Below are 13,066 nucleotides of genomic sequence, written 5' to 3'. Positions count from 1 at the left end.
CCGCGATGATCAGCAAAAACGTTTTGCCGCTGGGGTGTCGATATAAAAATGGTAAAACTGCAAAACCGTTCGCCGAGAAGATGAAAACCCGCAGCTCACGCCTTGATAAACGTAGGTAAAGTGTTTAGCAGTTTATCGCCCATGTGCAAGCGAAAGGAATCAGGCAGATGGCAATCAAGGTGTTCGCTGACGGTACAAACCTCGAGGGCATGCTCGACATGTACGAGAACGGCAACGTTCAGGGTTTCACGACCAACCCGTCCCTTATGAAGAAGGGCGGCGTGACGGATTACCGCGCGTTTGCCAAGGAGGTCCTGGCCCACATCACCGATGTGTCCGTCTCGTTTGAGGTCTTTGCCGACGACGTCGAGACCATGGAGGTCGAGGCCCGCGAGATCGCTACCTGGGCCGAGAACGTCTACGTCAAGATTCCGTGCGTGACTACCAAGGGCGAGTCCACCGCCGAGCTGGTGCGCAAGCTTTCGGCCGACGGCATCAAGGTCAACGTCACCACCATCTTTACGCCTACGCAGGTCGACGAGATGGTCGAGGCCGTTGATGCCGAGACGCCATCCATCATCTCGCTCTTTGCCGGCCGTATCGCTGACACCGGCGTCGATCCCATTCCGTTTATGACGGAGTCGGTGAAGAAGGCCGCCGCCAAGCCCAACTGCGAGGTCCTGTGGGCGTCCACGCGTGAGCTTATCAATATTTACCAGGCGGAAGGATGCGGTTGCCAGATCATCACGGTGCCAAACAGCATCCTGGCCAAGCGTAAGAACATCGGCCGTGACCCGTATGAGGTCTCGCTCGATACCGTGCGCGGTTTTGCCAAGGATATCGCCTCGCTCGGTTTCCATATCCTGCCGTAACGCGAACGCTGGCTACATCGCGGGTTGTTCGCCCCGGCCTTTCCTTTCCCTATCGCTCACGCGCTTCGCGAGGGTCGCGCTAGGCAAAGGAAAGGCCGGGGCTGCCGACACGAACTTGCCGGTAGGTTGGTGATAGGCTTCCATATCCTGCCGTGGACAAAGGTACCCCCGCCTGCGCCGTGCAAAATTGAGAGTATTCAGCAAGGTAAAGGCTTTTACCAGCTGGGTGAAGCATGGAACAGCCCCCGTTTTGGCTCTGATGACGCTAAAACGGGGGCTGTTTCTTGCTTTTTCGTCTCTGAGGGGCATCCGGAACGGTGGAATATGCAGAATACTCGCGATTTTGCACGTCGCTACAGGGGGTACCCTTGCTTTGGCGGTTTACTTTCCCTGCACCATGGTGAGCGAGATCTTCTTGCGGTCGCGATCGACCTTTTCGACCCACACCTTGACCGTGTCACCGACGCGCACCACGTCGCTGGGGTGCTTGACAAAGCGGTTGGCCAGCTTGGAGATGTGCACGAGGCCGTCCTGGTGCACGCCCACGTCGACGAACGCGCCAAAGTCGACGACGTTGCGCACCGTGCCCTTGAGTTCCATGCCGGGCTCCAGGTCATCGATGGAAAGTGCTGAGCGGCTAAAGACCACCTCGGGCGCGTCGTCGCGCGGGTCGCGACCGGGCTTCTTGAGCTCGTTGACAATGTCGATGAGCGTGAGAGTGCCGCAGTCCAGGTCGCTTGCCAGCGCCGAGATACTGCCCAGGCGGCGCTCGATGTCGGGCACGCCGCCGCGGCTGAGCTCGCTTGCCGCAACGCCGGCGCGCTCCAGGACGGCCGTCGCCACCTCGTAGCTCTCGGGGTGGACGCTTGTCGCGTCAAGCGGGTTCTTGCCGCCACTGATGCGCAAAAAGCCCGCGGCGTTGAGATATGCCTTGGGTCCCAGCTTGGGGACCTTCTTGAGCTGGCGACGATCGGTAAAGGCGCCGTTTTCCTCGCGGTAGGCCACGATGTTTTTGGCCACGCTTGGCGTGATGCCCGATACGTATCCCAGCAGGCTCGCGCTTGCGGTGTTTACGTCGACGCCTACGCGGTTGACGACGTCCTCCACCACGTGGCCCAGAGTGCGCGAAAGCTCGGCCTGGTCAAGGTCGTGCTGGTACTGGCCCACGCCGATGGACTGGGGCGGAATCTTGACGAGCTCTGCCAGCGGGTCTTGCAGGCGACGGCCCAGGCTCATGGCGCCACGCACGGTGACGTCCAGGTCGGGATATTCCTGGCTGGCGAGCTCGGAGGCGGAGTATACCGATGCGCCGGCCTCGTTGACGATGGTGTATCGCAGTCCAGGCGCCTGCTCGGCAATGAACTCCGAGACGACTTCCTCGGTCTCGCGGCTGGCGGTGCCGTTGCCGATGACGATGGTGTTGACGCCGTCCTTCTTGACGAGGCGGGCGAGCTCGCGCTTGGTGCCGGCGACGTCGTGGCGCGGCTTGGTGGGGTAGACCACGCCGTGGTCGAGCAGCTTGCCGGTCTCGTCCATAACGGCGACCTTGCAGCCGGTGCGGTAGCCCGGATCGAGCGCGAGCACGCGGGCGCCGCGCACGGGGCGTGCCGAGAGCAGGCCCTCAAGGTTCTTGGCAAAGACGTTGATGGCCTCGGTCTGGGCGCGAACGGTGAGCTTGGCGCGGGCCTCGCGCTCCAGCGAGGGGGCCATCAGGCGCTTGTAACCGTCGGCGATGGCGGCGTCAAAGACGGGCGCGAAGACGCCTTGGCGTCGGGGCCAACGGCTGCCGAGGCGTGCCGTGGCAGCGGCGCCGTCGACGTTCACGCGCACGCGGAGCTTGCCCTCGCGCTCACCGCGGTCGATAGCCAGCACACGGTGGTTGGGGATGCGGCGCAGCGGCTCATCATAGCTGTAGTACGGCTCGTAGGGGGTCTTCTCGGCGGGGTCGGTGGCCTCGACGATGATGTCGGCGGTGTTTTGCGTAAAGGCGCGCAGGTCGGCGACGTTCTCGGGGTCTTCGGCCACCGTCTCGGCCACGATGTCCGCCGCGCCGGCGAGCGCCTTCTCGGGCGTGCCGAAGCCGGCTTCCTCGTTGACGTAGGCCGCGGCGGTGTCGAGTGCGCTGCCCTTGGCGGATGCCTGCATGATGATCATGTTGGCAAGCGGCTCCAGGCCTGCCTCGCGGGCCTTCTGCGCGCGGGTCATGCGCTTTTTGCGGTAGGGCTTGTAGAGGTCCTCGACACGCTGGAGCTGCGTGGCCTCGCGAATCTGCTGTTCGAGTTCGGGCGTGAGCTTGCCCTGGGCGTCGATAAGCAGGATGACGTCCTCTTTACGCTGCTCAAGATTGCGCAGGTAGGACAGGCGCTCGTCGAGGGCGCGCAGGGCGACGTCGTCCATGCCGCCCGTGGCTTCCTTGCGGTAGCGCGAGATAAAGGGAATGGTGTTGCCCTCGTCGATGAGCTTGACGGCCGCCTCAATGTTGGCGGCCTTAAGGTTGAGCTCGCGGGCGAGCTGGGCGATAAGATCCATGGGACTCCTTGCGTTTAGGGTGCGTTTGCGGCACAGGGCTACCAAGGATACCACCCGTCCCAAAAGGCTGTTTTGGGGCCGCGCCACGAAAACGGCCTATCTACTACGTTTTACCCGTAGGGGCTGACCATACCTGGGTTTTCCGAAAGTCGGCAAGCCGTTTACCTGCGGTTTTTATCTCGCGAAATTCGGCATGCTTGAGGGCGATCGGTTAAACGTAGTAGATAGGCGCATTTCGTGGCGAACGAACCAAGCCGAGGTGCAAAAGGCCCCCGTCTCAGAAAAATCGTCAGCGAAGTAGCAAAAAGCCCCGCGGGCAGGAGGCTGCTCGCGGGGCAAAGAAGAGGGGCTTGTTGGTGGCGGGCCGAGGCGCTCGGCGGGAAGTTTGCCGCGGTCTGCCCTAAGGCGTTACAGCTCGACGAGCTGGCCGGTCTCGGCGGCCTCCTTGATGGCGTTGAGAAGCGTGAGCGTCTTGACGTTATCGGCGGGGGTCACGACGGGCTCGACCTCGCGGCGGACAACCTTCACAAAGTGCTTAAGCTGCATCTTGTGCGGCAGTGCCGGGTCGACGGCCGGAATCTCCATCTGCAGCGGCTTGTGCCAGTTAGAGGCGCCGTCGTAGGAGAACTGGTGCAGGCGGGGCAGCGAAAGGGCGCCCTTGGTGCCGCCGATAAAGTAGGCGTCGGCGTCGAAGGGGCGGTACTGCGGGTCCTCGCGGGCGGTTGCCTCCCAGTTCCAGGGGCTGGCGGTGGCGTCGGAGATGGTCATGCTCGCGAGCGCGCCATCGGCGAAACGGACGTTGACCACGGCGGAGTCCTCGGTCTCAAAACCGCGGGCGGCGCTGGACTGCATACCCTGGACGGCAACGGGCTCGCCCAGCAGGTAACGGAGCAGGTCGACGTCGTGCACCAGGTTGACCAGGATCGGGCCGGCACCCTTCTTGCGGCGCCACTCGACATCGAAGTACTCGTCATTCTTATAGATCATATAGTGGAAGCTCGACACGGTGAGCTTGCCCAGCTCGCCGGACTCGATGATTTCCTTGGCCTTGTTGACGAAGGGGTTGTGGCGACGGTGCTGACCCACGAGCACGGGCACGCCGGCGGTCTCGGCCTCGGCGGCGAAGGCCTGGGCATCCTCGAGATCGTTGGAGATCGGCTTTTCGACCAGCGGCACGATGTTGCGCTTCACAGCCTCGCGAGCAACGCCCAGGTGCAGGTCGTTGGGGGTGGCGATAATGACGGCCTCGGGCTTGACCTCGTCCATCATCTGGGCGGGATCGGTGTAAAACGGCACGCCGGCGGCCTCGGCCGTGGCGCGGGCGCCCTCAAAGGCGTCGGCGATGGCGACGAGCTCGGCTTCGGGCTCCTCGGTGACAAAGCGGATGTGGTTGCGGCCCATGGCACCGGCGCCGATAACGGCAATGCGGACGGGGTTGAGCTCAGACATTTCGACTCCTTAATACTGGTGACCGGTGGAATGCGGCAAGAGAACGGCCCTTGCCGCGTCAAGCAAAACTAAGCGGACTTCTTCTTGCTGTCGGAGACCATCATGTAGACGGTGAGCACGACGGCGATGGCGGCAATCACAATGGCGCCGTAGAAGGACTGCTGGTAGGCGGCGCTGCCGGCCTCGGCGTGATACAGCACGGCGGTGATGGGCTGGCTGATCCAGGTGGAAGCGGCATAGCCCAAAAACATGATGCCGTAGTTGACGCCGATGTTGCTGGTGCCAAAGGCGCCACCGGTGAGCGGCGGGTAGATGACGAGCAGGGCGCCAAAGCTAAAGCCGAGCAGGGCGAGCGCCACAAAGAACATGCTCTGCGTAAAGCTCATCGACATGATGACGAGCGCGACGATGGTGACGACAAGGCTGATGAGCAGCGACTTGTAGGCGCCGAGCTTGTCGATGATCTGGCCAAAGGACAGACGGCCGACCAGGTTGGCGCAGGTGTTGACGGAGACGACCACGCCGCCGAGGGCGACGGCCGCGGCGCTCGTGGGGTCGGCGAAGAGCTGGACAGCGGCGATGGAGGCAACCTTGCCGACGAGCAGGGTGCCCGCGGTGGCGGCAAAGGCGAAGGTGACGATGAGGACCCAGAAGCGCGGGGTCTTGACCATCTCGCCCGGGGTGAGGTCACCGAAGGTGCCGGCGTGCGCGCCGCCCTTGGGGGCCTCGAAGCCCTCGGGCAGCCAACCGGCCTCGGGGGCCTTCAGGAACAGGGCGGAGGCGGCGATCGTCACAAAGAAGATGACGCCGAGTGCCTTAAGGGCGCCAAAGATGCCGAGGCTCGGGATGAGCAGCGAGGCGAGCACCGGGGACAGCACGGCGGGGCCGGCGGTCGAAGCGGCCAGGGTGATGCCGGAGGCCAGGCCCTTCTTGTCGATGAACCACTTTTGGCCGGTGGTGAGCGCGGGGTTGTAGCCCAGGCCGTTGCCGATGGCGGCGACGAGCGAGAACCACAGGTAGAACTGCCACGGCTCGGTGACGGTGCCGGACATGAACCAGCCCAAGCCGTAGCACACGGCGGCGGCGATTACGACGTTGCGCGGGCCGATCTTATCGGAGATGCGACCGGCGAAGATGCCCGTCACGGCCATGATGGTCTGAAAGACCGGGAAAGCCCAGGTAAGGGCGCTGGACCACTCGGGATAGACGGCGAGCAGGTTCTTGCTCACGACGGAGTACAGCGCGATGGAGCTGATGAAGAACATGGTGACGCACGCGGCGGAAAGCACGACGGCGCGACCCTTGTTGGAGTTGGTGGAAGCCATTGGACTCTTTCTAATCGATGCGGGGGAGGGGCGGACGCGTCCGCGGGGCCTCCCTGTCAGGCTGGTTTACTGGTCGGTCGGCTTTGCGACGCCGGACTCGTCGGACCAAAGCTCGACACCCTTGTTCTTAAGGTAGTTGTCGGCATAGGCGCGACGGCCGCCGGGCTTGGCGGTGAGGTCGCCCATCATATTGGAGAAACCGCCATCGACCTTGATGGCGTCGCCGGTGGTAAAGTCCGAGCGCGTTGACGCCAGGAACATGACGGCGTTGGCGATATCGCTGACCTCGCCGATGCGGCGCGTGGCGATAAGGCGGCTGCGGCTCTTCTCGACCTCGGGGTCGGCGTAGAAGTTGGCCGACATCGGGGTCTTAACGAAGCAAGGCTCGACGCAGTTGGAGCGGACGCCGTAGGGGCCCCACTCGGCGGCGAGCATCTTGGACATCATGTTGACGCCGGCCTTGGTGGAGCTGTACACGCCCGAGAACGTCTCGGGGGAGTGGCTGGCGACGGTCGAGATGTGCACCAGACGACCCTGGCCGGCCTTGATCATCTCGCGACCAAAGCGCTGCGAGGTGATGAAGTAGCCGGTGAGGTTGACGTTGAGCACCTGCTCCCAGTCGCTCAGCGGCAGGTCCTCCATAGCGGCAAAGCGCAGGATGCCGGCGGTGTTGACAAGGACGTCGACGCGCCCGAAGTCGGCGATGGTGGCATCGACGGCGGCCTGAACCTCGGCCTCGTCGGTGGCGTTCATCTTGTAGCCCTCGGCGTGGATGCCAAACTCGGCGGCGAGGTCGGCGGCAGCGGCCTTGACCTTCTCCTCGTCCAGGTCGAGCAGGACAACGTTGGCGCCGTTGCGGGCGAACTCGCGGCAGATCTCGACGCCCATGCCGCCGAGCGCGCCGGTCACAGCGCAGACATCGCCCTCGAGCTTAAGCCAGTTGCTCATAGGAACTTCCCTTCTTGTGCCTCCTTGTGGGCCGCTCCCATTAATCGACCCACGTGGTTTTCGCTGGTTATCGTATGCTTTGAATTTGCGCAGGTGAATTGCATATTTGTTAGAATGGCGTAAACCTATGGTTTATAGCCTGCAAGACGATTTGTTCTTAATTAAGTGTGTGACCTGCCAAAACAACCCCCTTTGGCAGCGCATGGCCATACGTCTGGAAACGGGAGATTGACGTGTACGATCGACGACTCGAGGCCATAGCGGTCGCCGCAGAGCTGGGAAGTTTCTCGCGCGCGGCGGCAAAACTGCGCGTGTCGACCCCGGCGCTCGTCAAACAGGTGTCGGGATTCGAGGCCGAGTTTGGCATCACATTGTTCGAGCGCTCGCACTCGGGCGTCAAGGTGACGCCGGCGGGTGCTCTGTTGGTGGACGATGCGCGCTCGATCATGCGCCAATCCGAGGACGCGTTGCGCCGCGCCCGACGCGCGGCGGGCGATGGCGGTGCCGTGCGCCTGGGCGTGTCGATGATGTGCCCGGGGCGCCAGACGCTGTCGATGTGGACGGACGTGCACGAGCTTGAGCCGTCGTTGCGCTTTGAGATTGTGCCGGTGAGCGACCTCTATGACGAGCGTGAAACCGTCATGCGCAGCCTGGGTCGCGAGGTGGATGTGGTGCAGTCGAGTTTTTCGACTCCGCGTTGGGGCGATGCCTGTCAAAAGCTCCGCATCGTCAACGTGCCGTTTTATATCGATCTGCCGCGCACAAGCCGACTCGCGCGCAAGACGCGCATCACGGTTGCCGACCTAGAGGGCATGCGCTTGCGCGTGCTTCGTCACGGCAACGACGCTATGGACAGCCTGCGCATTGATCTTTTGGCCGATGGCGGCGTGGACGTGATCGACGTGGACAGCTTTGACTTTGCGCTCTTTAACGATGCGGAGGAAAAGGGAGATGCGGTGCTCACCTGCGGAGCGTGGTCGGGCGTGCGCCCGGCCTTTGTGGGCGTGCCGTTCCTGTGCGGCCGCGAGGTGCCAGTCTTTCTGCACTACCCGCTCGAGCCCACCCTCCAAGTGCAAAAATTCGTCAACGCCATGGCCCAGCTTCTCACCTAGCTCACCTGGGACGGGGCTCTTTTAGTTACTTCGAGGATGATTTTTCTGGGACGGGGATTAAATAATCATTCGGTACAAAATGTTTATTTAACCCCCGTCCCAGAAAAATCATCCTTACAAAACGAGGCCCTGGCCAAATGGCCAGGGCCTCGCAAACTTTTATTCCGTTCTAAACGACGGGCTGATTGCGCGCAGGAGGACCCCCAGGCGGGCCGGGGTGTAACCTCCGCGCGCAGTTTCGCAGCGAAGCGAGAATGTTTGAGCACGGAGGTTACACCCCGGCCCGCCTGGGGGTCCTCCGTGAAACAAACCTACCTACTCGAGCTCAAACGCACCCGTGTACAGCTGGTAGTAGTACCCGCGCTTGGCGATCAGCTCGTCGTGGTTGCCGCGCTCGATGATGCGGCCGTGATCCAGACAGATGATCGCGTCGGAGTTGCGCACGGTGGACAGGCGATGCGCGATGACAAACGTCGTGCGGCCTTCCATGAGCTTGTCCATGCCGGCCTGCACGATGGCCTCGGTGCGGGTGTCGATGGAGCTCGTGGCCTCGTCCAGAATCATCGCCGGCGGATCGGCGACGGCGGCGCGGGCGATCGAGATCAGCTGGCGCTGGCCCTGCGACAGCTGTGCGCCGTTGCCGGTGAGCATGGTGTCGTAGCCGTCGGGCAGGCGGGTGATAAAGTCGTCTGCGCCCGCGAGCTTGGCCGCTGCGATGCACTCCTCGTCGGTGGCGTCCAGGTTGCCGTAGCGGATGTTGTCCATCACGGTGCCGGTGAACAGGTTCACGTCCTGCAGCACCACGCCCAGCGAGCGGCGCAGATCTGCCTTGCGGATCTTGTTGACGTTGATGCCGTCGTAGCGGATCTTGCCGTCGGCAATGTCATAGAAGCGGTTGATGAGGTTGGTGATGGTCGTCTTACCGGCACCGGTGGCGCCGACAAACGCGACCTTCTGGCCCGGCTTGGCAAACACGGATACGCCGTGCAGCACCTCGTGATCGGGCGTGTAGCCAAAGTCGACGTTGTCCATGACCAGGTCGCCGCGCAGCGGTACGTACTCGATCTCGCCGGTTGCACGGTGCGGATGCTTCCATGCCCACATGCCAGTATGGTGGTCGGCCTCCTCGAGCTCCCAGGTTTCGGGGTTCACCTGCGCGTTGACGAGCGTCACGTAGCCTTCGTCGGCCTCGGGCTCCTCGTCGAGCAGCTCAAAGATGCGATCGGCGCCGGCCAGACCCATGACCACGGCGTTGATCTGCTGCGAGATCTGACCGATCTGTCCGCAGAACTGCTTGGTCATGTTGAGGAACGGCACTACGACTGCGATGGACAGCGCCATGCCCGAGATGCTCAGGTTGGGCACGCCCAGCGCCAGGAAAATGCCGCCCGCCAGTGCGACCAGCACGTAGAGCAGGTTTCCCAGGTTCATAAGGATGGGCATGAGGATGTTGGCGTACATGTTGGCCTTCTGGGAGACCTCGAAGAGCTTTTCGTTGCGCTCGTCAAAATCGGCCTCGGCGGCAGACTCGTGGCAGAATGCCTTGACGACCTTCTGGCCGTTCATAACTTCCTCGATATGGCCCTCGACCACGCCGAGCTCGGTCTGCTGCGCAATAAAGAAGCGCGCGGAGTTGGAGCCGAGCAGCTTGGTCATAAAGGTCATAAAGGCGACGCCGGCGATGATGACCAGGCACATCCACACGCTGTAGTACAGCATGATAAAGAACACCGTGACGATGATGATGATCGTCATGAGCAGGTTGGGCAGCGACTGGCTGATCATCTGACGCAGCGTGTCGATGTCGTTGGTGTAGTGGCTCATGATATCGCCGCGCTGGTGCGTGTCGAAGTAGCGGATCGGCAGGTCCTGCATGCGGTTGAACATCATCTCGCGCAGCTTCTCGAGCGAGCCCTGCGTGACGATAGCCATGGCGCGGTTCCAGAAGAGCGAGGACAGGACACCGACACCGTAGATGCAGGCGAGGGTGGTCACGAGCTGCAGAATCTTGGGCTGTGCGGCTTCCCAATCGCCCGACTGCCACGATTCGCTAATAATCTGCAGGGCGCTCTGCAGGAAGGTCGCGCCGATGGAGTTGATGATGGCGCAGAGCACCACGCCGGCGACGACAAGGGGCAAAAGCACGGGATAGAAGCCAAAGAGCGTCTTGATGAGGCGCGACATGGTGCCGCCCTTACGGTTGAGCGCGCGCTCGGCGGTCGTTGCCTTACTCATATGCCTCGCCTCCTTCCTGAGTCTGAGCTTGCGTTGCGGATGCCTCGGTGTCGGCCTCGATGGCCCCTTCGCCCTCGGCGCTCATCTTGTTTTGCGAGGTGAAGGTCTCGCGGTAGATCTCGCTTGTCTTAAGCAGCTCGTCATGGTTGCCGATCTGCGCGATGCGGCCGCCCTCCATGACGATGATACGGTCTGCGTCCTGCACGGAGCTGATGCGCTGGGCGATGATGAGCTTGGTCGTGTTGGGCAGATAGCTTGCCAGTCCTGCGCGGATCTTTGCGTCGGTCTTGGTGTCGACGGCGCTGGTGGAGTCGTCCAGGATCAAGATCTTGGGGCGACGCAGCAGGGCGCGTGCAATGCACAGGCGCTGCTTCTGACCGCCCGAAACATTAGAGCCGCCCTGTTCGATCCAGGTGTCGTAGCCCTTGGGGAAACCGTCGACAAACTCGTCGGCGCAGGCCAGATGCGCTGCCTCGCGGACTTCCTCGTCGGTGGCGTTCGGGTCGCCCCAACGCAGGTTCTCGGCGACGGTGCCGCTAAACAGCACGTTTTTCTGCAGCACCATGGCGACCTGGTGACGCAGCGCGTCCAGGTCGTAGTCGCGCACGTCCACGCCGCCCACGCGCACAGCGCCTTCGGTGGTGTCGTACAGGCGGGCGATGAGGTTGACGAGCGTGGACTTGGCCGAGCCGGTGCCGCCGATGATACCGATGGTCTCGCCGCTCGTAATGTGCAGGTCGATATCGTCGAGCGCCTGGCGCTTCGCATGCGCGGAATACTTAAAGCTCACGTGGTCAAAGTCGATGGAACCGTCGGCAACCTCGAGCACGGGCTCGGCGGGATTGGCGATCGTGGGCTCGGCGGCCAGCACCTCGGCAATGCGGTGTGCCGATTCGTCGGCCATGGTCACCATGACAAAGATCATCGACAGCTGCATCAGGCTCATGAGAATCTGGAAACCATAGGTAAAGGTCGAGGAGAGCTGGCCCACGTCGAACAGCGTACCCTGGCTCGTGATGATGAGCTTGGAGCCCAGGTAGATGATGACGACAAACGCGCCGTTGACGCAGATGTTCATCATGGGGTTGTTAAAGGCGAGCAGCTTCTCGGCGCGGGTGAAGTCCATCTGGACGTCGCGCGCGGCGGCCGCGAACTTCTCCTTCTCAAAGTCTTCGCGCACGTAGCTCTTAACCACGCGCATGCCGGTGACGTTTTCCTCAACGGACTCGTTAAGGGCATCGTACTTGTGGAACACGCGCGAGAAGATGGGGCGCACCTTAAAGATGATAAAGAACAGTCCAAAGCCCAGCAGCGGAATGATGACCAGGTAGACCATGGCGACGTTGCCGCCCATGATAAACGCCATGGTAAAGGCGAAGATCAATACCAGCGGCGCGCGCACGGCGATACGGATGATCATCATAAAGGCCTGCTGCACGTTGTTGATATCGGTGGTCAGGCGCGTGACGAGCGAGGAGCTCGAGAACTCATCGATGTTGGCAAAGCTGAACGTCTGGATTTTGTAGAACAGGTCGTGACGCAGGTTCTTGGCGAAGCCGCAACTCGCATGGCTGCAGGTGACGCCTGCCGCGGCGCCAAAAGCCAGCGATGTCAGCGCGATGAGCACCAAAAGGCCCGCGGTGGGAAGCATCTCGGCTACGGTGGCGCCGTCTTTGATAGCGTCGATCAGGTTGGCGGTGATAAATGGAATCAGCATCTCGCAGAGCACCTCGCCAAGCACGAGCAACGGCGTGGCAACGGTGACTTTCATATAGTCGCGGATGCTTCCCATGAGGGTTTTAATCATCCAGTTCCTCCCAGGTTACACGGATTTTCTCGAGCATTTCGGCGAGCTGCTCGCGCTCGTCGTGGGTGAGCGCGCTAAAGGCCCGTTCTCTAAAGCGGATGCGGGCTGCCTGGTCGATGCGGGCGTTTTCCCGGCCGGTTTCGGTCAGGCGAATGGTGAGTTGCCGTCGATCTTTGGGGTTACGGCTGCGCTCGATGAGGCCGTTGAGCTCGAGCTTGGACAGGATCTCGGAAAGCGACCCCGGCTTGAGGTCAAAGTGCATGCCGAGTTCTTGCTGCGACATCTCGCCGCCGGGTTGCTTGGCCAGCAGGCAGATGATGGGCGCCTTGCCGGACACGCCTCCGCCATGAAAATGCATGTAATGGCCGCAAAAGCCCAGGCCATTGAGGATGCGTTTGGCAAGCTTGTCTTCTGAGCTAACCGCTTCGGGTGCATCCGCCGGCTGTGACGGGTCGCCGCCGGGCTCGTGCGAACAAAGGTTAAGAGGTTCATCGCACATGAATTAGTTTTGCTCCTTTCTTTAGTTAGGTAGTGGAATTGTTTTGTGCCTAACCAATCTAGGAGCATGAGAAATGAATGTCAAGGTACCAAACTAGTGGTTACGCGGTTTTACCAAACCGCGTAGCTGCTCGACGCTGCAAACGGCCCCAAGTGGCAATCTGACGTTCAATTTCAAGGGCGCGACCAGAGGGTCAGCGCCCTTTCATTTCACGTCACCTTGCTCGCTTGGGGCCGTTTTCGCTCATATGACCCAATCCGCTGTCAAGAGCCACAATGGCCCCGCCGACC

9 protein-coding genes are annotated in these 13,066 nt (G+C 61.9%); 2 read left to right on the top strand and 7 right to left on the bottom strand.

Annotated features, from left to right (window positions below; genetic code table 11):
• Positions 1-167 precede the first annotated feature (167 nt).
• Positions 168-872, top strand: a complete 705-nt coding sequence (locus tag DWZ01_RS08845) for a transaldolase (protein ID WP_199412425.1) — start codon at positions 168-170, stop codon at positions 870-872.
• Positions 873-1,253: 381 nt separating this feature from the next.
• On the opposite strand, the gene DWZ01_RS08840 is transcribed toward DWZ01_RS08845, so the two are convergent.
• The 4 genes from DWZ01_RS08840 to DWZ01_RS08825 form a co-directional block, all read right to left on the bottom strand.
• Positions 1,254-3,401: a Tex family protein gene (locus tag DWZ01_RS08840; protein WP_117848690.1), complete on the bottom strand. Its 2,148-nt coding sequence runs from the start codon at positions 3,399-3,401 to the stop codon at positions 1,254-1,256.
• A gap of 408 nt (positions 3,402-3,809) precedes the next feature.
• The gene (locus tag DWZ01_RS08835) at positions 3,810-4,850 is read right to left on the bottom strand and encodes a Gfo/Idh/MocA family protein (protein ID WP_006235665.1); all 1,041 of its coding nucleotides are present in this window, start codon (positions 4,848-4,850) and stop codon (positions 3,810-3,812) included.
• Between the two features lie 68 nt (positions 4,851-4,918).
• On the bottom strand, positions 4,919-6,175 hold the full coding sequence (locus DWZ01_RS08830; protein ID WP_117646283.1) for an MFS transporter: 1,257 nt from the start codon (positions 6,173-6,175) through the stop codon (positions 4,919-4,921).
• Positions 6,176-6,241: 66 nt separating this feature from the next.
• On the bottom strand, positions 6,242-7,123 hold the full coding sequence (locus DWZ01_RS08825; protein WP_117770399.1) for an SDR family NAD(P)-dependent oxidoreductase: 882 nt from the start codon (positions 7,121-7,123) through the stop codon (positions 6,242-6,244).
• Between the two features lie 233 nt (positions 7,124-7,356).
• On the opposite strand from DWZ01_RS08825, the gene DWZ01_RS08820 reads away from it, so the two are divergent.
• A complete protein-coding gene (locus DWZ01_RS08820; protein WP_117848688.1) occupies positions 7,357-8,235 on the top strand; it encodes a LysR family transcriptional regulator in 879 nt (292 codons plus the stop codon).
• Between the two features lie 315 nt (positions 8,236-8,550).
• Here the strand turns inward: DWZ01_RS08820 and DWZ01_RS08815 are convergent, their stop codons facing one another.
• From DWZ01_RS08815 to DWZ01_RS08805, 3 genes are read right to left on the bottom strand one after another with little or no spacing between them, the layout of a single operon-like run.
• Positions 8,551-10,470 carry an ABC transporter ATP-binding protein gene (locus tag DWZ01_RS08815; RefSeq protein ID WP_117848686.1) on the bottom strand — a complete coding sequence of 640 codons (1,920 nt, stop codon included), beginning with the start codon at positions 10,468-10,470 and terminating at the stop codon, positions 8,551-8,553.
• A complete protein-coding gene (locus DWZ01_RS08810; protein WP_117848684.1) occupies positions 10,463-12,277 on the bottom strand; it encodes an ABC transporter ATP-binding protein in 1,815 nt (604 codons plus the stop codon). Before DWZ01_RS08810 ends, DWZ01_RS08815 begins: the two co-directional genes overlap by 8 nt.
• Positions 12,270-12,776, bottom strand: coding sequence for a MarR family winged helix-turn-helix transcriptional regulator (locus tag DWZ01_RS08805; RefSeq protein WP_117848682.1), 507 nt, complete (start codon positions 12,774-12,776; stop codon positions 12,270-12,272). Before DWZ01_RS08805 ends, DWZ01_RS08810 begins: the two co-directional genes overlap by 8 nt.
• Positions 12,777-13,066 lie beyond the last annotated feature (290 nt).

Source organism: Collinsella sp. AF28-5AC, from assembly GCF_003457875.1.
Lineage (GTDB): Bacteria > Actinomycetota > Coriobacteriia > Coriobacteriales > Coriobacteriaceae > Collinsella.
Note: the sequence above shows the minus strand (reverse complement) of the source record. Positions and strands in the feature narration are given on the sequence as shown.

Excerpts from the sequence above, each read along its gene's own strand:
- DWZ01_RS08805 (WP_117848682.1), bottom strand. The coding sequence starts at position 12,776 with ATGTGCGATGAACCTCTTAACCTTTGTTCGCACGAGCCCGGCGGCGAC.
- DWZ01_RS08810 (WP_117848684.1), bottom strand. The coding sequence starts at position 12,277 with ATGATTAAAACCCTCATGGGAAGCATCCGCGACTATATGAAAGTCACC.
- DWZ01_RS08840 (WP_117848690.1), bottom strand. The coding sequence starts at position 3,401 with ATGGATCTTATCGCCCAGCTCGCCCGCGAGCTCAACCTTAAGGCCGCC.
- DWZ01_RS08830 (WP_117646283.1), bottom strand. The coding sequence starts at position 6,175 with ATGGCTTCCACCAACTCCAACAAGGGTCGCGCCGTCGTGCTTTCCGCC.
- DWZ01_RS08835 (WP_006235665.1), bottom strand. The coding sequence starts at position 4,850 with ATGTCTGAGCTCAACCCCGTCCGCATTGCCGTTATCGGCGCCGGTGCC.
- DWZ01_RS08815 (WP_117848686.1), bottom strand. The coding sequence starts at position 10,470 with ATGAGTAAGGCAACGACCGCCGAGCGCGCGCTCAACCGTAAGGGCGGC.
- DWZ01_RS08845 (WP_199412425.1), top strand. The coding sequence starts at position 168 with ATGGCAATCAAGGTGTTCGCTGACGGTACAAACCTCGAGGGCATGCTC.
- DWZ01_RS08825 (WP_117770399.1), bottom strand. The coding sequence starts at position 7,123 with ATGAGCAACTGGCTTAAGCTCGAGGGCGATGTCTGCGCTGTGACCGGC.